The sequence below is a fragment of the Streptomyces sp. 3N207 genome (assembly GCF_052246355.1).
GTDB lineage: Bacteria > Actinomycetota > Actinomycetes > Streptomycetales > Streptomycetaceae > Streptomyces.
In genome coordinates this window covers 39,271-61,789 of the sequence record NZ_JBQQBV010000035.1, presented here as the reverse complement: position 1 = coordinate 61,789, position 22,519 = coordinate 39,271, and the positions used below count along the sequence as shown (strand labels likewise).

Below are 22,519 nucleotides of genomic sequence, written 5' to 3'. Positions count from 1 at the left end.
AGCCGGGCTGCTCGACGTCCCCGACCCCCGACTCGCGGCCGACCAGTTCCTCGCACTGACCTTCGGCGTCGCGCTCGACAGACTCGGTTCCGCAAATGCCGCGGAGGACACCCGCGTCCGGCCACTCGTCATCGAGGGAGTGCGGACCTTCCTCCGGGCATACCGAACCAGGTAGGGCACGTCGTTCGCCTCGGAGCGGTGGGCGCGGCGCGCGCGTGCGTGGGCCCCTGCGTCGGGCAGGAGTACGGTCGAAGCGTTCGGCTTGCCGGCGGTCCTGCGGCCCGCGGGCGCTCTTCAGGTCCTGCGCCTCAGCCCACAGCAGAGCTCCCGGTCCCGGTCCACCCAGCTGTGCACCTCAGTGGAGCGTCACGCGTCGAACGCCCCCAGCCGGTGCGCGATGGCCGCGGCCTCCCCTCGGCCCGAAGCTCCCAGCTTGGCCAGGATGTTGGAGACATGCACGCTCGCCGTCTTCGGTGAGATGAACAGCTCCTCCGCGATCTGCCGGTTGCTCCGCCCGGCGGCGACCAGGCGCAGCACGTCCCGCTCCCGGGCGGTCAGTCCCAGCGCCGCCGCCGGTGCCGGGGGCGGGGCCGCCTCCGCGTCGGCCTGCTGCAGCGGGATCCGAGCGCGGCCGGCCAGCGTGGTGATCTCCGTTTCGAGCGGTGTCGCGCCCAGCTCGCGCGCCACCGCCTCGGCCTGCCGCAGCAGCTCACCGGCCGCTCCGCGGGACCCGGTGCCGCCCTGGGTGATCAGGGTCTCCGCGAGCCGCGACCGGGCAACGGCAAGCAGCGCCGGGGCCTGAAGCTGCTCGGTGGCGGCGACGGCCTCCGTCCAGCGGGCTGTGGCGTCCCGGCCCTCGGCGGTGAGCAGTTCGGCGTCGGTCATCAGGGCATGCGAGGCCCACAGGGGTACGAACTCGGGCAGGCCCTTCATCGCCTTGCGGATCCGTTCCACCGCCGCCTCGCGGCCCGGCTCCGCCACCGCGAGCCTACGGGCCCGCGCCTCCGCGGCCGCGGCCTCGTACAGCAGCGGCCAGCCGTAGCGCTGGTGGCCGGGGGCGATGGCCTCGCCGACCGCCGTGTCCAGCAGGGAGCGGACGTCGAGGATCCGGCCGTCGGCAGCCGCCAGCGCGATGGCGAGCCGAGCCCCGGTCAAGGTGTGCTGCGGCTCAGGGTAGGGACCGGTGGTGGAGCTGCCGGACTCCTCCAGCCATCGCCGGGCTTCGTCGTATGCACCGCGGGCCAGAGCCAGTTCGGCCCGCTGCTCGGCGATCTGCCCCCGGATGCGGATGCTCACCCCCCGACGCGCTTCGGCCCGTTCGAGCACTTCGTGGGCGTCGGCCCAGCGGCCGAGCTGGATGAGGGACTCGGCGAGGTTGGCGTCGATGAACGAGGCGGTGTCCGGCAGTCCGTGCCGCTCGGCCAGCCCGCTGCCCTGCTCGGCGGTCTCGACGGCCTCGGCGTAGCGGCCGATGCCGTGCAGCGCCGTGGACAGGTTGCCGTAGCCACGCAGCAGGACGTTGGCGTTGTCCGGCTCCAGGTCCCGGGCGCACACCTCGCGGGCCTGCTCCAGCCCGGCCTCGACGTCGCCCGAGTCGATGGTGAGCCAGGCCAGGGTGTGCTGCGCGATGAGGCCGGTGATCTCGGCGCCCGTCATCCGGCAGAGCTCCACCGCCTGTTTCGCCGTCTCGATCGCCGTCGGCCCCGGCTGATGCACGGCGTACCAGTAGGCCGCATGTGTCAGCACATCGGCGTGTACGACGGACGGCGGCAGGCCCTTCACCAGCTTCTGGGCGTGGGCGATCTCGTCCCAGCCGTCGGAGCGGGCCAGGCCCCGCATCAGCTGGTAACGCTCGGTCCAGAACCAGGCCGCTCTCAGAGGGTCTCCCCTGCCCGAGCGGGGACGCGGGCTCGGGGAAGGGTCGCCCTCCAACTGGCGCAGCGCCCGCTTGCAGAGGGCGAGCGCCCGCTCCTGCTCTCCCGTGAGGCGCGCGGCAACGGTGATCGCGGCGAGCAGGTCCACGAACTCCCCGGGCGTGTCCGGGGAGATGGCCGGACACAGGCCGTCGTCGACGGCCTGCCGTATCGTCTGGCGGCGCAGCTCCTCGGAGGTGTCGTCCCACAGCTCCAGCGCCCGCTCCAGCAGCAGGTACTGCTCGGCGAACGCGTGCCGCCTGCGGGCTGCACCCGCCGCAGCGATCAAGGCGGGAAGTGCCCGGGCGGGGTCGCGCGCTTCGAACCAGTAGCCGGCCAGCCGCCCGGCCCGCTCCTCGGACCGTACGAGCGCGGGGTCGGCCTCCAGCGCCTCGGCATAGCGGCGACTGAGCCGGGAGCGCTCGCCGGGCAGCAGGTCGCCGACCACGGCCTCGCGCATCAGCGCGTGCCGGAAGCGGAAGGACTCGCCCTCCTCGGAGGGCTGCAGAACGGCGGCGCCGACAGCGGTACGCAGGGTCTCGATCAGCTCGTCCTCGGCGAGCCCTGTGACGGTGGCCAGCAGCCGGAACTCCACCTCCGAGCCACCCCCGGCGGCGATCCGCACCACGCGCTGCACCACGTCCGGCAGCGCCTCGACCCGGACCAGCAAGAGGTCGCGCAGGGAGTCGCTGATGCCGCCCGGGGAGCCTTCGCGGATGCTGCATTCCAGCTCCTCGACGAAGAACGCGTTGCCCTCGGAGTGTTCGAAGACCCGGTCCAGCACCTGCTCGGGCGGGGCCTCACCGCGGATGGCGGCGAGCTGGCGGCGAACCTCGGCGCGGTCGAAGCGGGGCAGCTCCAGGCGGGTGACGGTGCGCAGCCGCTCGTACTCGGCGAGGGCTGGACGAAGGGGGTGGCGGCGGTGCAGGTCGTCGGCGCGGTAGGTGGCGACGATGAGCAGGCGGCCGTGGGTGAGGGCGCGCAGCAGATAGCTGAGCAGCTCACGGGTGGAGCGGTCGGCCCAGTGCAGGTCCTCCAGGGCCAACACGAGGGTCCGGTTCGCGGCGAGGCGCTCGAGGAGGCGGACGGTGAGCTCGAAGAGCCGGGCACGACCGTCGGTTTCGGGGCGGCCCCGGTCCATCTCGCCGAGCTCGGGCAGCAACCGGGCGAGCTCGCCCTCCTGGCCGGCGACCGCGGCGTCGAGCTCCGCGCCGAGCTGGCGGCGCAGGGAGCGCAGGGCGGTCGAGACGGGGTGGTACGGCAGCGCGTCGGCACCGGTTTCGACGCAGCCGCCGAGGGCGACGACGGCCCCGTCCGCGGCGGCCCGGCCGAGGAACTCCTGAATCAGCCGCGTCTTGCCGACTCCGGCCTCGCCGCCCATGAACAGGGCGCGAGGTCCCCCGGCGTTCGCCCCGGACAGGGCCTCGCCGAGGGCCTCCAGTTCGGCACTGCGACCTACGAAGACGGGACTTATGTGACTGCTGTGCACGGTGCCGAGCATCGCACGTCGTACGAGGTGAGGGACAGCGGATTCGGCGTCGGCGCTGACCGCCGCAACCGGGTCCCCGGTCCCGCGAGGCCCTTGCTCCGTCACGCCGTCACCTGCCGTCACGCCGTCACGCCGCGCGGAGGTAACGCTTGCGGCTGTCGGCGTCAGCGCGGGCCGCCTTCGCGGCCTGCTTGGCCTCGCGGACCAGGCGGCGCTTCGCGGCGCGGGCGAGGAAGTCGGCCTGACGGGCGGCCTGAAGCTCGTAGTGCATCATGACGCTCTCCTTGGACGAGCTGGTCTCCAACTGCACTTCAGCGTCGCTTCCAAGGTGAGGCCGCCACATCGGGAGGCTTCCGCATCTTGCCGCACGGGGGCTGCCTTAGGCGTGAGGGTGACGTATCCCTAGGTCCCGAGGCCCTGGTCCCAGAACAGGTGGGCAACTTCCCGTGAGATCTCCGGCTGGAAGCGATGACGCCGACTGACGGTCGAGCACGCTGCTCCGCTGGTGGCGTGCATGTCCGGGCAAGGCATCCCGCCCGAGCTTCAAGCCTTGACCGATGCCGTCGGCACCAGCTGGCGGCTGCCACCGCACAGGTAACGGCCGTCGCAGGTCCTACCCTTGGAGGGATCCCGATAGTTGGGGACATGGGTTCGATCGCATGCTATGCACCTTTTAGGGCAATGTATCTCGCTTGTTGGGGTGGTCTTCCCGCACCTTCGGCACTCGAACAGTTCGTCCTCGATGAATGGGCGGTGAGCTCATGTCCCTGACGGTCGCCGAGCTGTCCCGGATCCTGATCGTGCTGACGGTCTTCCTTGTGGCAGCGCACCTCGGCGGATACGTCTTCGCACGGTTGCGCCAGCCTCCGGTGATCGGCGAGATCGTGGGGGGACTGCTGCTCGGCGGCAGTGCCCTGGGCCTTGTCGCCCCATCGGTGAGCGGCTGGCTGGCGCCGTCCGCCAGCCCCACCGCCCATGTGCTGGGCGCGGTCTACCAACTCGGTACGATCCTGATGGTCTTCCTGGCCGGGCTGGAGATGCGCCAGGGCGGTCTGGGCGCCGAGCGCGGGACCGTCCTGTTCACCTCCGTCACCGGCCTGGTGATCCCGTTCGCTGCGGGACTGGCCATCGCCCGGCTGGTGGACCCCGGCGACCTGGCCGGCCCGCACGGATCCGCTCTGAACATCTCCCTGGTCCTGAGCCTGGCCATCGCGGTGACCAGCATCCCGGTGATCTCACGGATCATGATCGACCTCGGCATCATGGGCAGCCTCTTCGCCCGGACGGTGCTCACGGTCGCCGTCGTCGAGGATGTCCTCCTCTACGTCGTCCTGGCCGTGATCCTCGGCCTCGCCCATGTCCAGGCGGACACCTCATACGGCCTGGCTGCCGTGCTTCCTCTCGATTCGATCGGCTGGGACGTGGCCTACTACGCGGCTGCGTCGCTGCTGTTCTTCGCTGTCTGTCTTGCCGGCGGGCGGTCGGCGTTCCGTTGGCTCGTCTCGGGCCCGGTGGGTGTGCTGGAGCGGCGCAGTCCGGCGGCGTTCCGGATGGTGTTCCTGTTCGCCCTCTGCCTGTGCTGCATCGGCCTGGGGATCGATCCGATCTTCGGCGCGCTCATGGCGGGCATCGCCATGGCCGAACAAGCGGAGGGCAAGGAGACCGATTCACCCGGGCTGAGCGCGGTGCGGGGATTCTCGCTGGCCTTCTTCGTGCCGATCTACTTCGCGCTCGTCGGCTTCCGTCTCGACCTTGTGCATGACCTGGATCCGCTCTTCTTCGGCTGGCTGTTCGTCCTGGCCTGCGTGGTCAAGTTCGGTAGCGTCTGGGCGGGGGCGCTCCTGGCCGGCAAGAGCCCGTCGTGGTCGGCCCACTTCGCGGTGGCGATGAACGCCCGCGGCGGCCCAGGAATCATTCTGGCGTCGGTGACCTATGGCGCCGGGATCATCAACGGCCAATTCTTCGTCGCTCTGATGCTGCTGTCCATCCTCACCTCTCAACTGGCCGGCGCGTGGCTGACCCGGGCCCTGACAAGGGATCCCGGATTCGTCTCAGAGGGTCGGCCGAAGGCACCGGCGAAAGGCGATGGCGGGACAACGACCGCGAAGGAGCTCCCAGTACGGGATTGATACCGGGGGCGGCGTTGAAGGCCCGTCGTTGAAAACCTCGTTAATGAGTACACCGGCCCAGGCGTTGACCAGCAGACGGTTCATCCGTCATCCCGCGCGACCCTCGTCGGCCGAGCGCATCACCTCGACCTCATCGAGGACGACCAGACCGTCGCCCACCACCTCACTCAACTCCGGCAGGAATGCCCGGACGCGACTTTCCTCATCGACGATCACCACCGCGACGGGCAGGTCGTCGCACAGCGACAGCAGCCGGGAGGTGTGGATCAGTGAGGAGGTCCCGAAACCCTCCATCCCCCGGAACACACTTGCCCCCGCCAGCCCTGCCTTGCGGGCCCGGCGGACGATCTCGCTGTACACCGGCTTGCGGTTCCACAGGTCATTCTCCCCGGTGAAGATCATCGCCCGCAGCCCGCTGCCAGTCGAGCGCATCGTCGAAGGGACCATGCCTGCCTCCAGTCGCAGTCGATCAGGCGGCACCAACCCCGCCCCGCGTCTACCAGGTGCGGGCGGGAACTCCCAGCGTAGGGGAGGAACTTGTCGAAAACGCCCAACAGGCCGATATCCAGGAACAGTCACACAAGTCGGCGCACCTACCCCGCATGGCCCTCAGCAGCCCCATGAACGCACCGATCAACAAGCGTCCGAGGGCCATCGGCAGCCCGCTGCTGCGCATCGCTCCGCCCAGGCGAACCAGGTCTGCGGCCAGCCCTGCTTCGGTCTCGCTGCTTCCGGTCCGGGGTGGCGGGGTGTCGCTGCGGCGACGGGGGCGGGAGGCGGTGGGCATGTTGGTCTCCTTCGTGGGGCGCGGACCTGGCGCCGGTTCAGGCGGTGCGGCGGATGATCAAGACGTGGTCGGTGACCTCGGCGGTGCGCCCAGCTGGTCCGGTCGCGATCCGACGGGGCGCGTCGGCCCGCTCGACCGTCCATGTCGCCGGGTCCGGACCAATCTCCGCGGCGACCTCCTGCGGGGTCGGGTACCGGGCGTCGGGTTCCTGGTTCCACGACCACGTCGCCCGGCGGCAGACCGGTGACCGTCTCGGTGAGTCGTACGGCACCGTCCTGGTGAAGGCTTCCGGGACGACGTCCTACGCCGTGCGGACCGAAGGGTGGACCGAGGGAGAGCGAGCAACGGCCGTGCCGTCCCGCGGCTTTGCGAAGCCGTGATACGACGCGGCCGTCACCCGATGCCGAGAGTGCTGGGCTAGGAGTGATCGTTGTGAAGGCTGAGGGTGGCGATCGCCGGGGGGAGGGCCCGGGACGAGGTGATCCGCAGCCGTATCTTGCTGGTCGTGACCGATTCCGACAGCTTCAGGATGCGGCGGTAGCCGATCGTGGTGGCGCTGCCGGCCTCCTTCCAGGACCGGCCGTCCCAGACATCGACGGCGAAGCCGGACGTCCGCTGGCCCACCTTGATGTTCTCCTTCAGGTTCACCGTGTTGAAGGTCCTGTCGGAGCCCAGGTCCAGGACGAGGTCACCGGTGGTGCCCGTGGGCTGCCACGCGGTGTCATCGGTGTTGTCCAGCACGTTGCCCGGGTCGTTCCCGGGGGTGTGCGAGGTGCCTGCGTCGTCCGCGGCGGTCGCACCCTTGGCGAGGTTCGTGTCGAAGGTTGACCGGATCCACCTGCCGAACTCCTGCATCCGCTTCTCCTCCGCCTCGGGGACCCTGCCGCGGTTGTCCGGAGCGACGTTCAGCAGGAGCTGGCAGTTCTTGCCCACCGAGTTGCGGTACATGTTCTGCAGAGTGGCCAGGGAACTGGGCTGCACGTCCTTGTTCCAGAACCAGTTCTTGCCCTGCAGCCGGCCGTCGCACTCGGCCGGGTGCCAGGCCAGGTAGTCCGAATCCGTGGTCAGCTTGTCGTCTCCGGCGATGTTGTCGTCCTGATGGCCGTACGTCGGATTGCGTTCACCGTCCGGATCGGCTTTGCCGGTCTGGGGGACGACGCTCCACTCGCTGGGACGCGTGGTGAGCCCGTCCTCGTTGCCGACCCAGCGGATGTCCGGGCCGCCGAACACGCCGGCCGACGGCTGGAGCGTGCGGATCATCTTGAACCAGTCGGTGAAGTTGTAGCTCTGGTTGAGACCCGCCTCCTTCCAGGGGTTGGCTCCGTCCAACCACACCTCGTCGAACTTGCCGTACTTGGTGAGCACCTCATACAGGGTGTTCATGTAGTAGCGGTTGTAGTCGTCGGCCTCGAAGGTGAACTTCGGGCCGGATCCGCCGTTGCTCGGGATCGTCGTGGTTTTCTTCTCGCTGCCGTTGCCGTACCTGCCCTGTCCCCCTGGAGTCCGGTCGCGGTCGTCATAGGTCGACTGCTCGATCGTGGACAAGCCCTGTCCCGCATCGTGCTTCTTGACGATGTCCGGGACCCACTTCTCCATCCACCACTTGTGGGGCAGCTCCGCACCGTCGGCCGGGGAAACATAGACACCCACCTTGAGACCGGCCTTGCGCGCGGAGTCGGCGAACTCCTTGAGGACGTCGCCCTGCCCGCTCCTCCAGGAACTGGAGGCCACCCCGTGGCTGGAGTACTCCGAGGGGTACAGCAGCATCCCGTCATGATGCTTGGCGGTGAGGATGACCTTCTTGAATCCCGCTTCCTTGAAGGTGCGCGCCCACTGATCGGTGTCGAGGCTGGAAGGAGCGAAGACATCCGGGTCCTCGGCTCCCGAGCCCCACTCCCTTCCGGTGAAGGTGTTCGGCCCGAAGTGGACGAACCCGGTCAGCTCCTCGTACTGCCAAGCCAGTTGCCTCGACGTCGGCGTCACCTTCGCGGCCTTCTCGCGGATCTGCTCCGGGGAGTCCGAGTCGTTGATGGTGACGACGGGATTCTCCGGCTCGGCCGCACGCGTTGCGCGATTCTCCTGCGCGGCCGACGAGCCGGCGGGCAGTACGCCGCTTCCGCACGCGGCGAGAACGACGAGAGCAGCGGTCGCGGTCCGCCGAGCCCGCCGTCTGGCTTGGCTCGTACCGCCTGTGGGTCCGGACATGAACCGTCTCCTTGTTTTTTGGGGGGGGCGAACGGTCAGAGCGCGGGCGGATCGGTTCGGTGTGCTGGTGCTTCGTGAGGGTCTCCCGCCCGCGCCCGGTGGAGGCGAAGCACGGTCACTCAGCCCTTGTTCGGCGAGAGCTGGCTCTTCGGCACGATCTGCTGAGGCGTGTTGGGGCTGGACCAGAGCAGCTTCATATATGCCTCGCCGGTCTGCTGGGTGTGCTCGACCTTGATGGAGTACTTCTTGCCCGCCTGGAGGTCGACGGCGGCCTTGTCGACCGCCTGGTTGTGCGGGGTCGTGTTGTCGATGACGAGCTTCCCGTCGATCCAGACCCGCGCGGTGTCGTCCGACACGGTCGTGAACTGGTACTTCTCGCTGTAGCGCGGCTCGATCGTGCCGGTCCAGCGGGTACTGAAGTGGTCATCGGGGATGTTCTCGGCGGGCGAGCCACGGAACCGCCAGGCGTAGTTGACGGTCGGGTCGGTGCGGGTGACCTTCGGGCTCCCGGACAGCTGGTCGTTGTCGAAGATCTCCGCCTTCAGGCCGGTGCCGCTGCCCTCGGTCGTGGGAGAGGCCGGGGTGATCGACAGCTTGATCACCGTGGCGGCCGGGTTCGTGGCGTCACCGGAGGGGGTGATGTCGTATCCGTCGCCCGATTTGGTGACCGTGACCTTTTGATCGCTGCCGAGCACGCTCGCACTGTCGACCTTGAAGGGTGTTCTGGCGGTGAGATGCAGCGGCTTGCCGGCCCCGGGCCACTGGTAGACCGAGGCGTACAGATCGTTGCCCGACCGGCTGACCACACCCCAGTCCGGCTCGGATACGACGCCGGGGAAGCCCGCGTTGGAGACCGCGGCACCCTGCCCGGCGTGGTTCTGCCAGTCGCCCATCGCCTTCAGCGCGTCAGTGGCCGGAGCGGGCACGCGCCCCAGCTTGTCCGGGCCGACGTTGAGCAGGTAGTTGCCGCTTCGGCTCGAGGTGTTCAGCAGATTGCGGGTCAGCTCGGTGCCCGACTTCCACTTGTCGTCCCAGCGTGCGTAGCCCCAGCTGCCGTTGATGGTCATGCAGCTCTCCCACAGCTGCCCGTCCACGGGCGCCTCGGGGATCTCCTGCTCCGGTGTGCCGTAGTCGCCGTCGGCGACCTGGCGCTTGCCGACCCGGTTGTTGATGACCAGGTCCGGGCTCAGGCCACGCAGAGAGGACTCCAGCTCCTCGCCGTCGCGCGAGGACCACCGGTTGGTGGGGTTGTCCGTGTCCCACTCGCCGTCGAACCACAGCAGGTCCGGGTCGTAGTTGTCGATCAGCTCCTTGAGCTGGGCGTGCATCCGCTTCTTGTACTGGGGGAACGTGTCGGCGTTCGGGAAGTCGGGGTCGTGCCAGTCCCATATCGAGTAGTAGAGCCCCAGCTTGATGCCTGCGGCGTCGGCGGCCTTCTTCAGCTCGGCGAGGATGTCGCGGTTCTTGTCGAAGGACGAGTGGTCCCGCAGGTTCCACTTGTTCTGCTTGGTCGGCCACATCGCGTAGCCGTCGTGGTGCTTGGCGGTGATGACGATGTACTTCTGGCCGGCGCTCTTGGCCGCCGCGACGAGGGCCTTCGCGTCGAAGTCCTTGGGGTTGAAGGTCGCGGCCTGCTTTTCGTACTCGTCCTTCGGGATCTTGCACTCGCGCATGATCCACTCCGCGTTCCTGCACACCGTTCCATCGGGGCGCTTGTACTCACCTTCGAGGTTCGAGTAGGCGCCGAAGTGGACGAACATGCCGAACCTGTCGTTGCGGAACCACGAGGTGCGCTCGGAGGTGAAGGGGTCGTCGGTCGCGTAGTTCGTCCCCGGGCCGGGCTCGGCGGCAGCTGCGGCTCCCCGCCTCGGCTCGGCGGACGACGCCGTTGCCGGGACGAGCGCCAGTGAACCGGTGGCGAGCGCGACGGTCAGGGCGATCGCTCTGCCTCTTGTGGAAACCATGGTCGTGTACCTCTCCTGTTGTGCTGTCCGTAGCGACGGTGCCCTCATCAGGGCGAGGTGGTCAGGCTGGTGCTGAAGGGCCGGTCGTAGACTTCCAGGCTGCGGATGGAGGCCCAGGTGCCCGAGGGGCCGGTGACCGTCACCCGTACGTACCGGGCTTGCGCCTTGAACTGGGCCGCCTGCACCTGACTTGTGCTGTCGGTGCCGGTCAGATCGGCCAGAGTGCTCCAGTTGGCGTTGTCGTTGGAGCCCTCGATCTTGTAGCGGTAGTTCGTCTTGTCGAGTTCCCAGATGATGCGTGTTCCCGTCAGGGACTTACGTGCGCCGAGGTCCACCGTGAGCCACTGCCCGGTGCTGTCGTCGGCCGCGGCCCAGCGGGTCGCCGTCGAGCCGTCGACGGCCTTCGCCGCGGTGTTGCCGTGGTTGACTTCCTCGCTGGCGGCCGTCGCCTTCGCCCCGACAGCGATGTTGGCAGGCTGTACGGAGCGGTCGAGCTCGACTCCCACCACGCTGTCCTCGGGGGTACGGCCGCGGTCGATCCCGGTGATCTTCACCTTGCCGTCCGCGTCGACGCTGAACCGCAGGTCGCCGCCCGATGCCACGTCAAAGACCCGCTTCACCTTTGCGTCACCGGTCGAGGGGGTGATGAACTCGGTGCCGCTGTGGCCGGGCAGCAGGTGGACGTAGAAGGTGTTCTCCTTGTAGGTGAAGCCGTATTTGCCGTCCTCCGGATTCCAGGGCCCGCCGCGGGTGCCGTACACGGCCTTGCCGTAGGTGCCCAGGAAGGAGCCGATCCTGCGGGCCAGGGCCACCTGGGAGGGGGGTACCTTCCCGGTGCGGTCCGGTCCGACATTGACGAGGCACGTCATGTTCCGCACCCAGCAGTTCACCAGGATGTTGACGGCCTGGCCGAAGTCCATCGCCTTGTCACCGGCGTAGCCCCAACGGTCGCCGAGGGAGAACGCCTTCTCCGACAGCTCGGTGGTCCGGACAGCGCCGGAGGGGACGCCCGGCCCCTCGTCACCGGGGTGGCTGGTGTAGTCGCCCATCCAGCCGGATCGCGTGTTGACGATGATGTCCGGCTGGTGCTTGCGGACCACGCCCATGAGGCCGAGCGGCCGGCCGGTCGCGGGATCGGTCTCGCTGAAGGCGTCGTCCACCTGCCAGTCGTTGGAGGTGTCCCGCAGCTTGCCGGGCTCCCAGAAGAAGGCGGAGTCCCGGTCGGTGCCCTGCTGGCCGAGCCAGCCGCCGTCCCACCAGATGTCGTCGATCTCGCCGTACTTGGTGACCAACTCGCGGACGGACTGGTACACCTCGTTCTTCATGACCCGCGCGTTCTCCTTGTGCGCGGGGTCTGTGGTGTAGCCCCAGGCGTTCTCCACCGCGCCGGTGCCGTTCCAGTCGTAGTAGCCGGGGTAGCGCCAGTTGATCGGGGAGTAGTACAGGCCGACCTTGAGCCCGGCGTTGCGAACGGCCTTGACGTACTCGTCGATGAAGTCCCGCTTGAGCGGCTCCTGCCCGGAGTGCCAGGCACGAGGGTGCCCGGTCGGCCACAGCGCGAAGCCGTCGTGGTGGCGGGTGGTCAGCACGGAGTACTTGGCGCCCATGTCCGTGGCCAACTGCGCCCAGTCGGCCGGGTTGTAGGCGCTCGCGGTGAACTGCGCATCCGATGCGTCGGTGAGGTACTTCTTGTAGTCGTCCGGCGTGATGGCGTCGTTCTCCATGTGCCACTCGCCTTTGGCCGGGCCGGCGTAGACACCCCAGTGGATGAACATGCCGAGCTTGGCGTCCTGCATCCACTGGATCTTCTCGTCGGACTGCTGCTGGATGCCCATGTCCCCTTGGGGAACACGCGGCGGCAGGATCGGCAACGGCTGAGTGGCGGCGAACGCGGGTGTCGCCGACGTCGGCGTGACAGCGGCGGCGGCCGTCATGGCAGCCATACCGGCCAGCACTCTTCTGCGCGTCATGTGCTCGGTCATCGTGGTCGCTCCTGTTTGCTTTTCGGGTCACAGCTCGCGCTGGGCGCTCTGGCTGCGGCCCGGTGACGAACAGATCGGGTGGGGGGACCCACGAGGGCGGGCGCGGGGAGAGCCACACGAGATACGCGCTCCGCCGAAGAGTCATCAGATGTATTAACGGGCATCGCGTCGTCCCCCGTCCAGAGGGAAGGCAAAATCCGTTGTTAATTAGCCGGTTACCTACCCGCACCCGGAGTGTCGTTCGCAGAGTGATCTGATGTCCTGTGCACTACGGCGGAGATCCGACGGACCCTCATCACTCCACCTCCCCACAACTTCCGGTCGCCTCTGAACCGTTGACGCAGGCGCGCTTCGGCTCCTACGGTCCCAACAGAGCCGCACACGATCCAACAGCGAGTCGCCGCGCGGATCGGCGATCGACGCGCCGACCCGGTCGGCATGCGCCCGTGCGCGGGGGCTCGACATGCGGGGCTGCCGACTGCGCCGGCCACCTGTCTCGCGGGGCGCCGCCACCTCTCTCGCGGGGCACCTGGTGCTCAAAAGCGCTCTTCCGGCGCTCACCGGCTCCGCCATTCGAGGCCGTTGTGCACGCGCGATGCCGGTGGGCCACGAGCACGTGCCACTCATTCATGCAACGGAGCACTGGAGGTTCCATGACCAGAACGCATCGGCGCGGAGTGACAACCCGACGCCTGCTCATCGGAGTGGCGAGCATGGCCGTCGCATCGGCCGGGCTGCTCGTCCCCGTGCACTCCGCGTCAGCCGACGCACACCCCTGGATGAACCAGGACCAGCCCCCTGAAGAGCGCGCGAACGACCTGCTCAAGGAGATGACCCTCGAAGAGAAAGTGCACATGCTGCACGGGGTCGAGCAGTTGGAGTCACCCATCCCCACCGTCGGCTACCTCCCGCCGATCCCGCGGCTGAAGGTCCCCGGCATCACCATGACCGACGGCCCGGCAGGCGTGCGGGACAGCAATTCCGTCGACAACCAGGACAGGGCCACCGCACTGCCCTCCCCGTCAGCCCTGGCTGCGAGCTTCGACACGGAGCTCGCCGAAGAGCACGGCTCTGTCCTCGGCTCCGAGGCACGGGCGCTCGGCCAGGCCCAGGTGTTCGCCCCCGGGCACAACATTCAGCGGGTGCCGGCCAACGGCCGCAACTTCGAGTACTACAGCGAGGACCCGTATCTCTCCGGCACCCTGGCGGGCGCGAGCACACGCGGCATCCAGGGCCAAGGGGTGATCGCCACCCTGAAGCACTACGCGGCCAACAACCAGGAGACCGACCGGATGACCGGGTCGTCGGAGATCGACGACCGAACGCTGCACGAGATCTACGAGAAGAACTTCGATGTGGCCATCGCCGACGGGAAGCCCGGCTCCGTGATGTGCTCGTACAACAAAATCAACAGCGTGCACGCCTGCGAGAACAACGAGACCCTCGGTGACCTGCGCTCGAAGCTGGGCTTCGACGGCTACGTCGTGTCCGACTACCCGGCCACCCACAGCACCAGGTCCGTCAAGGCCGGGCTGAACGTCGAGTTGCCGACCGGGGTGCACGCCACCCTGCCCAAGGTCCAGTCCGCGCTGAACGACGGCTCGATCACGATGCATGACGTCGACACCCGGGTACGCGAGACGCTCACCACGCTGTTCCGGTTCGGGATGTTCGACCGCGATCCCATGGCACGGGGTCAGATCGACGAAGGCAAGGACAGCGCGGCCGCCCGGAGGATCGCGGCCGAGAGCGCGGTCCTGATGAAGAACGACGATGCCGCTCTTCCCCTCAGCTCCTCGACGGACAGCATCGCGGTCATCGGCGGCCCGGCGAAGCAGACGGCGATCGGTGGCGGCAGCAGCGCGGTCAAGCCGCTGTCGATGGACAACGCCTACGACGCCATCGCCGGCCGTGCCGGATCCTCGACCAAGGTCTCGTACGCGGACGGGGCCGATCGGCGGAAGGCGGCGGAGGAAGCGAAGAATGCCGAGACCGCCGTGGTCTTCGTCAAGGACGAAGCGAAAGAGGGCGAGGACCGGAAGAACCTGAGCCTGCCGGGCAACCAGGACGCTCTGGTCAACGCGGTGGCGGAAGCCAATCCGAACACAGTGGTCGTACTCCAGACCGGTGCGCCCGTCCTGATGCCGTGGCTGCCCAAGGTCAAGAGCGTGCTCCAGACCTGGTACCCCGGCGCCCGGGGCGGTGCGGCCACCGCACAGCTGCTGTGGGGCGACGTCAATCCCGGCGGCAAGCTCCCGCAGACCTGGCCCAAGGCCGACGAGCAGACACCGGTGAGCACGCAGGAGCAGTTCCCGGGCGTCGACGGCAAGAGCAGGTACACCGAGGGCGTCTACGTCGGCTATCGGTGGTACGACAAGGAGAACCAGGCCCCGCTGTTCCCGTTCGGACACGGCCTGTCCTACACCGCCGGCTTCTCCTACCAGGACCTGAAGCTGGAGAAGCCCTCGGGCGGCCCCGATGATCCGGTGACCGTGTCGTTCAAGCTCACCAATGCCGGTGAGCGGGCGGGGGCTGAGGTTCCACAGCTCTACGTCGGCAAGCCGGACACGAAGGCACAGCCGCCGCCCAAGGAACTCGGCGCCTTCACCAAGGTCCACCTCGAACGTGGCGAGACGAAGACGGTCACTCTCAAGGTCGACCCGCGGGAGCTGTCGTACTGGGACAGCGAGGCGAAGGACTACCGCGTCCAGAGCGGTGAGTACGGGATCTCGATCGGCGGCTCCTCCCGGTGGCTGCCGCTGCACGGCACGTATCACGTGAAGTAGACCAAGAGCCAACAGCCGGTCCACGCAGCGGGCCTTGGGGCTGCGAAGAATGCGCTCGACAGCCCCAAGGTCTTCGCGCGGCTGCACCTCGAATCCGGTGTTCAGCTGCCGTACACCCGCCCCGCCGTGCCCGACCAGAGCCAGGCCTGCTCGGTGGGTGTGAGGCCCGCGATGAGCAGCATGGCTGTTTCGACCACCTCGGCGTAGGTGGCTGCCAACCGGCACACCGGCCAGTCCGAACCGAACATCAGCCGGTTCGGCCCGAAGGCATGCAGCACGGTGTCGGCGTAGGGGCGGAGGTCGCGCACCGACCAGGTGCCCCAGTCGGCCTCCGTCACCATGCCTGACAGCTTGCAGACCGTGTTGGGGAGGGCCGCGAGCTCCCGGACATGCCGGGCCCAGGGCTCCGGTGCGCCGGCGGCGATGGGCGGCTTGCCCAGGTGGTCGAGGACGAAGGTCAGGCCGGGCAGCTCGTTCGCGGCTTCGATCGCCGCGGGCAGTTGATGGGGCAGCACGACGAGGTCGTACACGAGGTCCGCGGCCTCGATGGCGCGCAGGCCACGCAGGACCTCGGGGCGGGTGAGCCACTGCGGATCGGGCTCGGCCTGGACCTGGTGGCGGATGCCGCGCAGCTGGTCGCCTCCGGGCAGCGCGGCGAGGCGTGCGAGCTCGTCGGCGATCCCGGGAGCGGTGAGGTCGGTCCAGCCCACGACACCGGCCACCAGCTCGCTGTGCGCCGCCAGTGCGAGGAGCTCGGGGGTCTCCTCCGGCACGGTGACCGTCTGGACCAGCACCGTGCGGGTGACGCCCGCCGCGCGGGCCTCCGGCTCCAGGTCGACGAGGGAGAAGTCACGGCGGATCGGGGCGAATTCGGGGCCGCTCAGCCAGTCCTGGTCGCGGACGGACAGGTCCCAGACGTGATGGTGCGCGTCAGTGATCGGCGGGCGTGACATCGGCTCACAGCTCCCAGACGACCGGGAGCGAGGCGTCCGCGCCCTCGGACGAGTAGTCGTGGACGACGTCGAGCAGCTCGGCCATGCGGGCCTGCCAGGCGATGTTCACCGGCAGCTCGTTCAGTTCGGCGATCATCTTCGGATAGTCCTCGACCTCGATCAGGTGGAAGAGGTCGGTGCCACTGCGCCAGATCGTCCACGACGTGGCCCCGGCCGCGCGAATGGCCTCCCGCAGCTCGGCGGGGACCTCACGGTGGGCGGCCTCGTACTCCTGGATGCGGTTGGCACGGACCTTGGTGTGCAGGGCGACTCGGGTACTCATGACGGCTCCTCGCTCGACGGCTCCTCGATGATGACGACGTCCAGGGTGCGTGGGCCGTGTACGCCTTCCACCCGGTCGAGTTCGATGTCGCTGGTGGCCGACGGGCCGGAAATGAACGTGAGCGGACGGGTCGGGTCCAGGCGGACCAGCGCCTCGGGGACGTCACCGGCGATCTGCGCCTCCCGCACGACGCACAGGTGGTGGTCGGGCAGCAGCGTCAGGGCCCGTCGTCCCTGCCCGGGACCGGCGTCCAGCACGAGGGTGCCGGTGACGGCGATGCCGACGGCGCAGGTGGTCAGCACTGCGTCCGCCATGTCCAGATGCTGTACGTCGAGCCGTGGCTCCTCGGCCAGCACCCTCCACTCCCCCGTCGGCAGCAGCTGCGGCGGGAAGCCTTCGGGCACCACCAGGGAGCCGACGCCGCGTCCGGACAGCGCCTCCGCGACGACGGCGCGTGCTCCGTCGGCGGAGGTGCGGGTGACCGTGGCGCGGTAGTCCGCGACGCGCTCGGCGAAGAGCGGTACAGGGTCGCGTCCGGCGTGGCTGGACATATATGCACGCGGCACCGGCACGTCGTCCGGTGTCTCCGACGCCGGTACGTCCGTCAGCGCGACCCGTATGCGCTGCAGAACGGTGTCGCGGGGGTTCACCGTTCGCCGCCTTGCGTGCTATGCGTGCGCCGCCACCACGCCCGGAAGGACTCCCGGGCCGGTGGCGCCGTGTCCCGGGTGTCCGACCAGCGGCGCAGCGGCCCCGGCAGCCTGCCGATCCGGTCGCGCCGCGCCAGCAGCCGACCGCCCATCGAGCCGAACCGCTGCGCCCAGGCCAACCGTCGCGGCGACCCGAGCGTCGCCGCTGCGGCCTTCATCACCATGGCCTCCGGGGTCGGTACGGGGCCGCGCTTCGCCTCGACCGCCTCGGCGCGCAGGTGGACCAGTACCTCCGGAATGTTGATCTTCACCGGGCAGGCGTCGTAGCAAGCCCCGCAGAGTGTGGAGGCGAAGGGCAGCGAGGCGGCGTGCTCGACACCCACCAGCTGCGGGGTGAGCACGGCCCCGATCGGCCCGGGGTACACCGAGCCGTACGCGTGACCGCCGGTCCGTTCGTACACCGGACAGACGTTGAGGCAGGCGGAGCAGCGGATGCAGCCGAGTGCCTGCCGGCCGACGGTGTCGCGCAGCGTGGCGGTGCGGCCGTTGTCGAGGAGGACGAGGTGGAAGTCCTGCGGCCCGTCGCCGGGCGTGGTGCCGGTCCACATGCTCGTGTACGGGTTCATGCGCTCCCCTGTGGACGAGCGCGGCAGGAGCTGGAGGAAGACCTCGAGGTCGGCGAAGGACGGCAGGACCTTCTCGATGCCCATGACCGTGATCAGCGTCTTCGGGAGGGTCAGGCACATCCGGCCGTTGCCCTCCGACTCGACGACCCCGACCGTTCCCGTGTCGGCGACCGCGAAGTTGGCCCCCGAGATCGCCACCTTTGCCCGCAGGAACTTTTCGCGCAGATGCAGCCGGGCCGCCTCCGCCAGGTCCTCCGGATCGTCGGTCAGTGCGTCGGGCGCCGGCCGCCCCCACTCGGCCATCACGTCCCGGAAGATCTCGCGGATCTCGGCCCGGTTGCGGTGGATGGCGGGGACCAGGATGTGGGACGGACGGTCGTCGCCGAGCTGCACGATGAGCTCGGCGAGGTCGGTCTCGTACGCGCGGATGTCCGCTGCCGCGAGGGCCGCGTTGAGTCCGATCTCCTGGGTTGCCATGGACTTGACCTTGACGGCCTCCCGCTCGCCCGTCGCCCGTACGAGATACGTCACGATGCGGTTTGCCTCGGCAGCGTCGGTGGCCCAGTGCACGGTGCCCCCGGCCTTGGTGACGGTCTCCTCCAGGCGGAGCAGATACGTGTCCAGGTGGCGTAGCGTGCGCCGCTTCAGCGCGGCCCCGGCCTCGCGCAACTGTTCCCAGTCGCCGAGTTCGCCGGTGGCAGCGAGGCGCTTGTCGCGGATGGTGCCGGTGGCCTTGCGCAGGTTGGCGCGCAGTTGGGTGTCGGCGAGGGCGGTGCGGGCGGCGTCGGGGAACGCGGGCGTCCCCAGCCAGGTGATGTTGTCGGCTCCGCTCACGGCAGTTCCCTTTCCGTGGCTGCGAGGATCTCCGCGAGGTGCCGCGTCCCGACGCCGGTACGCAGCCGGGTGAGGGCACCGGCGAGGTGCATCAGGCAGGAGTTGTCGCCCGCCGAGAGCACCTCGGCGCCGGTGCCCAGGACGTTGCACACCTTGTCGGCCAGCATGGCAGCCGAGGTGTCGGCGTTCTTCAGAGCGAAGGTGCCGCCGAAGCCGCAGCACGACTCGGCGTCCGGCAGCTCGACCAGATCGATCCCTTTGACCGCGCGCAGCAGTTGCAGCGGCCGGTCGCCGACGCGGAGCATCCTCAGCGCATGGCAGGTCGGGTGATAAGTGACGCGGTGCGGGAAGTACGCCCCGACGTCGCGGACGCCGAGGACGTCCACCAGCAGTTCGGAGAGCTCGAACACCGTCGGGGCCAGTTGTTCCACCGCCGCGGCGAGCGAAGCGTCGCCGTGCTGCTCGGCCAGCACGCGGTGATGGTCGCGCACCATCCCGGCGCACGAGGCGGAAGGCGTCACCACGGTGTCGTACGTCCTGAAGGCGTCCACGAAGCGGCGCACCATGGGAAGAGCCTCGCGGCGGTAGCCGGTGTTGAAGTGCATCTGCCCGCAGCAGGTCTGCTCCGGTGGGAACTCCACGGTGTGGCCGAGGCGTTCGAGGAGCTTGACGACTGCCTTGCCCGTGTCCGGGAACATCGTGTCGTTGAAGCAGGTGATGAAGAGCGCTATACGCATGGCTCCTCCGTGCCTCCGGCCGCCGGGACCGGCACTTCGCCGGGCAGTAGCCCCTCCGCCCGCAGTCCGTCCCACAGCCCGTCCGGTATCTCGAGGCGCAGCATGGCGGCCGCGTCCTGCACCTCGGCCGCCGACCGTGCCCCGGTCAGCACGCTTGCCACCGCCGGATGGCCGAAGGGGAAGCGCAGTGCGGCGGCGCGCAGCGGGACACCGTACGCCTCGGTGACGGTGCCCATGCGCAGGGCCCGGGCGCGTATCGCGTCGGGTACGGCCGTGTAGTCGTACGTGGCGTCCGGCCGGCCGGGGTCGGCGAGGAGACCGGAGTTGAACACGCCGCCGATCACGACGCGCTTGCCGCGCTCCGCCGCTGCGGGCAACAGCTTGCGGAGGCCGGTCTGTTCGAGCAGCGTGTAGCGGCCGGCGCAAAGCACCAGGTCCACATCCGTTTCGGTGACGAAGCGCGTCAGCATCCCGGCCTGGTTCATACCGGCGCCGATCGCCCGGACGATGCCCTGGTCGCGCAGCCGCTCCAGGGCGGGGTATGCCTCGCGCAGCGCCTGTTCCCCGTGGTCGTCGGGGTCGTGGAGACAGACGATGTCGATGTGGTCGAGGCCGAGTCGCTCCAGGCTCTGCTCCAGGCTGCGCCGCACGCCGTCCGCGCTGAAGTCCCAGACTCGGCGGTGCGTCGCCGGGACGGCGAAGCCGTTGGCGAGGTCGTCGCCGGGCCCTTCACCTGCGGCGTACGGCACGAGCAGCCGCCCGACCTTGGTGGAGAGGGTGTATGCGTCGCGTGGCTTGTCCCTCAGCGCGGCCCCGAGGCGGCGCTCCGCGAGGCCGAGGCCATAGTGCGGGGCGGTGTCGAAGTACCGCACGCCCGCGTCCCAGGCCGCCGCGACCGTGGCCGCGGCGGTGTCCTCGTCCACCGGCTCGTACAGGCCGCTGATCGAGGCGCTGCCGAAGCCCAGTTCCGTCACCTTCACGGATGCCGCCCCGATCGGGTGCGTACGCATACACATCACCGGTCCGTGCTGTCCGCCGACGGGCGCGGGCGCAGGCCCTGCATTCCGCCGTCGACCGCCAGCGCGGTGCCGGTGACGCTCCCCGCTGCGGGGCTCGCCAGATACGCGATGGCGGCGGCGACCTCGTCCGCGGTCACCAGGCGGCCCATCGGCTGGCGGGCGTTGAGGGCGGCCCGCTCCAGTGCGGGGTAGTCGGCGGCGGCGAGCAGCCTGCCGATCCAAGGAGTGTCGGCTGTGCCGGGGTTGACGCAGTTGACGCGGATGCCCTCGTGGATGTGGTCGGCCGCCATGGCCAAGGTGAGTGACTGCAAAGCACCCTTGCTGGCGCTGTACAGGGCGCGCTGCGGCAGGCCGGCGGTCGCGGCGATGGAGCAGGTGTTGACGATTGCGGCATGGGCGGAGCGGCGCAGATGGCTCAGGGCGGCGCGCGTCGTACGCACCACGCCGAGGACGTTGACATCGAGTACCCGGTGCCACTCGGCGTCGTCGTTGTCCTCGACCGTCCCGACGGCCCCGATGCCGGCGTTGTTGATCAGGATGTCCAGGCCCCCCAGGTCGTCGGCGGCCGTGCTGACGGCAGCCGCCACCGCAGCCCCGTCGGAGACGTCGGCGGTGTAGCCCTGCAGCGGCGCCTCGACATCGGGGTTCAGGTCGAGTACCGCGACGCCGGCGCCGCGCTCGGCCAGCAGCCGGGCCGTGGCCAGGCCGATGCCGCTTCCACCTCCGGTGACGAGCGCCTTCAGACCGTCCAGTTCGCCACTCATGCGGTTGCCTCCTCGTTGTCGGCGGCGTCAGCAGTCCAGTAGGTGCCGCCGGGGTAGCGGAAGGTGGTGATCGACTGCGTCTTCATCTGCGCGGAGAATCCGGGTGCAGTGGGTGTCGCGTAATGGCCGTGCTCCACGTGCACGGGGTGCTCGAAGTGCTCGTGCAGATGGTCGACGTACTCGATGGCCCGGTTCTTCGTGCTGCCGGACAGGGCCACGTAGTCGAACATCGACAGGTGCTGGACGAGTTCGCACAGGCCCACGCCGCCCGCGTGCGGGCAGACCGGAACGCCGAACTTGGCGGCGAGCAGCAGGATCGCAAGGTTCTCGTTGACGCCGCCCACCCGGGCCGCGTCCAGCTGGAGGATGTCGATGGCCCGTGCCTGGAGGAGCTGTTTGAACACGATGCGGTTCTGCACATGCTCGCCGGTGGCAACCTGCACCGGGAAGACACCTTCGCGGACGGCGGCGTGCCCGAGGACGTCGTCCGGGCTGGTCGGCTCCTCGATCCAGTACGGGTCGAACTCCGCCAGCGCCCGGACCCAGGCGATGGCCTCGTCCACGTTCCACCGTTGGTTGGCGTCGATGGCAATACGGATGTCAGGCCCCACGGCGGCGCGCGCGGTACGGCAGCGGCGGATGTCGTCGTCCAGGTCGGCACCGACCTTGAGCTTGATCTGTGTGAAGCCCTCGGCGACGGCCTCCTCGGCGAGCCGCTTGAGCTTGGCGTCGGAGTAGCCGAGCCAGCCGGGTGAGGTGGTGTATGCGGGATAGCCTCGCTCACGCAGCGCCGCTTCCCGTTCGGCGGCGCCCTCGCGCCCGTTCCTGAGCAGTGCGAGCGCTTCCTCGGGGCCGAGTACATCCGCGATGTAGCGGAAGTCGATCTGGTCGACCAGCCATTCCGGTTCGGCGTCTGCGAGCAGTTGCCACAGCGGTTTGGCCTGCTGCTTTGCCGCCAGGTCCCAGACGGCGTTGACGACAGCGCCGATCGCCATGTGCATCACGCCCTTCTCGGGACCGAGCCAGCGCAGTTGGCTGTCGCCGTTCAAATCTCGGCTGAGGGCGCCGGGGTCGGCGCACAGCTCGTCGGCGGACCGGCCGACGATGTGCGGCCGCAGGGCCTCGATGGCGGCGATCTGGACCTCGTTGCCGCGCCCGATGGTGAAGGTGAAGCCATGCCCCTCATGTCCGTCGCCAGCGTCGGTGCGCAGCACCACGTAGGCGGCGGAGTAGTCGGGGTCCGGATTCATCGCGTCGGAGCCGTCAAGCTCGCGAGAGGTGGGGAAGCGGATGTCGTACGTGTCGACGGCGATGATCCGCGTGGCCCGGGGGGCTGTGGATGCTGTCACTGTGGCGCCT

Annotated in this window: 17 protein-coding genes and 1 pseudogene; 3 read left to right on the top strand and 15 right to left on the bottom strand. The window is 69.2% G+C overall.

The window, feature by feature from the left end; translation table 11 throughout:
• Nucleotides 1–175 (top strand): TetR/AcrR family transcriptional regulator C-terminal domain-containing protein (locus tag ACTWP9_RS34170; protein WP_443250221.1); only part of this gene is annotated, 175 nt, incomplete at its 5' end.
• 191 nt (nucleotides 176–366) lie between these two features.
• On the opposite strand, the gene ACTWP9_RS34165 is transcribed toward ACTWP9_RS34170, so the two are convergent.
• Complete coding sequence (locus ACTWP9_RS34165; protein WP_443250220.1) at nucleotides 367–3,414, bottom strand: helix-turn-helix transcriptional regulator; 3,048 nt, start codon at nucleotides 3,412–3,414, stop codon at nucleotides 367–369.
• Nucleotides 3,415–3,529: 115 nt separating this feature from the next.
• Nucleotides 3,530–3,676, bottom strand: a complete 147-nt coding sequence (locus ACTWP9_RS34160; protein WP_443250217.1) for a hypothetical protein — start codon at nucleotides 3,674–3,676, stop codon at nucleotides 3,530–3,532.
• A gap of 487 nt (nucleotides 3,677–4,163) precedes the next feature.
• Here ACTWP9_RS34160 and ACTWP9_RS34155 point away from each other — a divergent pair, with 487 nt between their 5' ends.
• Complete coding sequence (locus tag ACTWP9_RS34155) at nucleotides 4,164–5,531, top strand: cation:proton antiporter (RefSeq protein WP_443250216.1); 1,368 nt, start codon at nucleotides 4,164–4,166, stop codon at nucleotides 5,529–5,531.
• A gap of 87 nt (nucleotides 5,532–5,618) precedes the next feature.
• On the opposite strand, the gene ACTWP9_RS34150 is transcribed toward ACTWP9_RS34155, so the two are convergent.
• From ACTWP9_RS34150 to ACTWP9_RS34130, 5 genes and pseudogenes are all read right to left on the bottom strand, one after another.
• Complete coding sequence (locus tag ACTWP9_RS34150; protein ID WP_443250215.1) at nucleotides 5,619–5,978, bottom strand: DUF190 domain-containing protein; 360 nt, start codon at nucleotides 5,976–5,978, stop codon at nucleotides 5,619–5,621.
• A 377-nt stretch (nucleotides 5,979–6,355) separates the two neighbouring features.
• Nucleotides 6,356–6,547, bottom strand: a pseudogene (locus tag ACTWP9_RS34145) (SAM-dependent methyltransferase); the annotation flags it as partial.
• Nucleotides 6,548–6,735: 188 nt separating this feature from the next.
• Nucleotides 6,736–8,523: an alpha-L-fucosidase gene (locus ACTWP9_RS34140; RefSeq protein WP_443250214.1), complete on the bottom strand. Its 1,788-nt coding sequence runs from the start codon at nucleotides 8,521–8,523 to the stop codon at nucleotides 6,736–6,738.
• 119 nt (nucleotides 8,524–8,642) lie between these two features.
• A complete protein-coding gene (locus ACTWP9_RS34135) occupies nucleotides 8,643–10,487 on the bottom strand; it encodes an alpha-L-fucosidase (protein ID WP_443250213.1) in 1,845 nt (614 codons plus the stop codon).
• A gap of 47 nt (nucleotides 10,488–10,534) precedes the next feature.
• Nucleotides 10,535–12,469, bottom strand: coding sequence for an alpha-L-fucosidase (locus ACTWP9_RS34130; protein ID WP_443250212.1), 1,935 nt, complete (start codon nucleotides 12,467–12,469; stop codon nucleotides 10,535–10,537).
• A 653-nt stretch (nucleotides 12,470–13,122) separates the two neighbouring features.
• On the opposite strand from ACTWP9_RS34130, the gene ACTWP9_RS34125 reads away from it, so the two are divergent.
• The gene (locus tag ACTWP9_RS34125; RefSeq protein WP_443250211.1) at nucleotides 13,123–15,255 is read left to right on the top strand and encodes a beta-glucosidase family protein; all 2,133 of its coding nucleotides are present in this window, start codon (nucleotides 13,123–13,125) and stop codon (nucleotides 15,253–15,255) included.
• A 101-nt stretch (nucleotides 15,256–15,356) separates the two neighbouring features.
• Here the strand turns inward: ACTWP9_RS34125 and ACTWP9_RS34120 are convergent, their stop codons facing one another.
• Genes ACTWP9_RS34120 through ACTWP9_RS34085 form a run of 8 tightly spaced genes read right to left on the bottom strand, consistent with a single transcriptional unit; the run spans nucleotide 15,357 to nucleotide 22,509 of the window.
• Nucleotides 15,357–16,208 (bottom strand): amidohydrolase family protein, encoded by an 852-nt coding sequence (locus ACTWP9_RS34120; RefSeq protein WP_443250210.1) that lies wholly within the window; start codon nucleotides 16,206–16,208, stop codon nucleotides 15,357–15,359.
• A 4-nt stretch (nucleotides 16,209–16,212) separates the two neighbouring features.
• Nucleotides 16,213–16,530 (bottom strand): L-rhamnose mutarotase, encoded by a 318-nt coding sequence (locus tag ACTWP9_RS34115; protein WP_443250209.1) that lies wholly within the window; start codon nucleotides 16,528–16,530, stop codon nucleotides 16,213–16,215.
• Entirely contained in the window at nucleotides 16,527–17,180 is a 654-nt protein-coding gene (locus ACTWP9_RS34110) for a LutC/YkgG family protein (protein ID WP_443250208.1), read from the bottom strand. Before ACTWP9_RS34110 ends, ACTWP9_RS34115 begins: the two co-directional genes overlap by 4 nt.
• Nucleotides 17,177–18,640: a lactate utilization protein B gene (locus tag ACTWP9_RS34105; protein WP_443250207.1), complete on the bottom strand. Its 1,464-nt coding sequence runs from the start codon at nucleotides 18,638–18,640 to the stop codon at nucleotides 17,177–17,179. Before ACTWP9_RS34105 ends, ACTWP9_RS34110 begins: the two co-directional genes overlap by 4 nt.
• On the bottom strand, nucleotides 18,637–19,377 hold the full coding sequence (locus ACTWP9_RS34100) for a (Fe-S)-binding protein (protein WP_443250206.1): 741 nt from the start codon (nucleotides 19,375–19,377) through the stop codon (nucleotides 18,637–18,639). Before ACTWP9_RS34100 ends, ACTWP9_RS34105 begins: the two co-directional genes overlap by 4 nt.
• On the bottom strand, nucleotides 19,368–20,387 hold the full coding sequence (locus tag ACTWP9_RS34095; RefSeq protein WP_443250205.1) for an aldo/keto reductase: 1,020 nt from the start codon (nucleotides 20,385–20,387) through the stop codon (nucleotides 19,368–19,370). Before ACTWP9_RS34095 ends, ACTWP9_RS34100 begins: the two co-directional genes overlap by 10 nt.
• A 5-nt stretch (nucleotides 20,388–20,392) precedes the next feature.
• Nucleotides 20,393–21,160, bottom strand: coding sequence for an SDR family NAD(P)-dependent oxidoreductase (locus ACTWP9_RS34090; RefSeq protein WP_443250204.1), 768 nt, complete (start codon nucleotides 21,158–21,160; stop codon nucleotides 20,393–20,395).
• On the bottom strand, nucleotides 21,157–22,509 hold the full coding sequence (locus tag ACTWP9_RS34085) for an L-fuconate dehydratase (protein ID WP_443250203.1): 1,353 nt from the start codon (nucleotides 22,507–22,509) through the stop codon (nucleotides 21,157–21,159). Before ACTWP9_RS34085 ends, ACTWP9_RS34090 begins: the two co-directional genes overlap by 4 nt.
• Nucleotides 22,510–22,519 lie beyond the last annotated feature (10 nt).

Excerpts from the sequence above, each read along its gene's own strand:
- ACTWP9_RS34165 (WP_443250220.1), bottom strand. The coding sequence starts at position 3,414 with ATGCTCGGCACCGTGCACAGCAGTCACATAAGTCCCGTCTTCGTAGGT.
- ACTWP9_RS34160 (WP_443250217.1), bottom strand. The coding sequence starts at position 3,676 with ATGATGCACTACGAGCTTCAGGCCGCCCGTCAGGCCGACTTCCTCGCC.
- ACTWP9_RS34155 (WP_443250216.1), top strand. The coding sequence starts at position 4,164 with ATGTCCCTGACGGTCGCCGAGCTGTCCCGGATCCTGATCGTGCTGACG.
- ACTWP9_RS34150 (WP_443250215.1), bottom strand. The coding sequence starts at position 5,978 with ATGGTCCCTTCGACGATGCGCTCGACTGGCAGCGGGCTGCGGGCGATG.
- ACTWP9_RS34140 (WP_443250214.1), bottom strand. The coding sequence starts at position 8,523 with ATGTCCGGACCCACAGGCGGTACGAGCCAAGCCAGACGGCGGGCTCGG.
- ACTWP9_RS34135 (WP_443250213.1), bottom strand. The coding sequence starts at position 10,487 with ATGGTTTCCACAAGAGGCAGAGCGATCGCCCTGACCGTCGCGCTCGCC.
- ACTWP9_RS34130 (WP_443250212.1), bottom strand. The coding sequence starts at position 12,469 with ATGACCGAGCACATGACGCGCAGAAGAGTGCTGGCCGGTATGGCTGCC.
- ACTWP9_RS34125 (WP_443250211.1), top strand. The coding sequence starts at position 13,123 with ATGACCAGAACGCATCGGCGCGGAGTGACAACCCGACGCCTGCTCATC.
- ACTWP9_RS34120 (WP_443250210.1), bottom strand. The coding sequence starts at position 16,208 with ATGTCACGCCCGCCGATCACTGACGCGCACCATCACGTCTGGGACCTG.
- ACTWP9_RS34115 (WP_443250209.1), bottom strand. The coding sequence starts at position 16,530 with ATGAGTACCCGAGTCGCCCTGCACACCAAGGTCCGTGCCAACCGCATC.
- ACTWP9_RS34100 (WP_443250206.1), bottom strand. The coding sequence starts at position 19,377 with ATGCGTATAGCGCTCTTCATCACCTGCTTCAACGACACGATGTTCCCG.
- ACTWP9_RS34095 (WP_443250205.1), bottom strand. The coding sequence starts at position 20,387 with ATGCGTACGCACCCGATCGGGGCGGCATCCGTGAAGGTGACGGAACTG.
- ACTWP9_RS34090 (WP_443250204.1), bottom strand. The coding sequence starts at position 21,160 with ATGAGTGGCGAACTGGACGGTCTGAAGGCGCTCGTCACCGGAGGTGGA.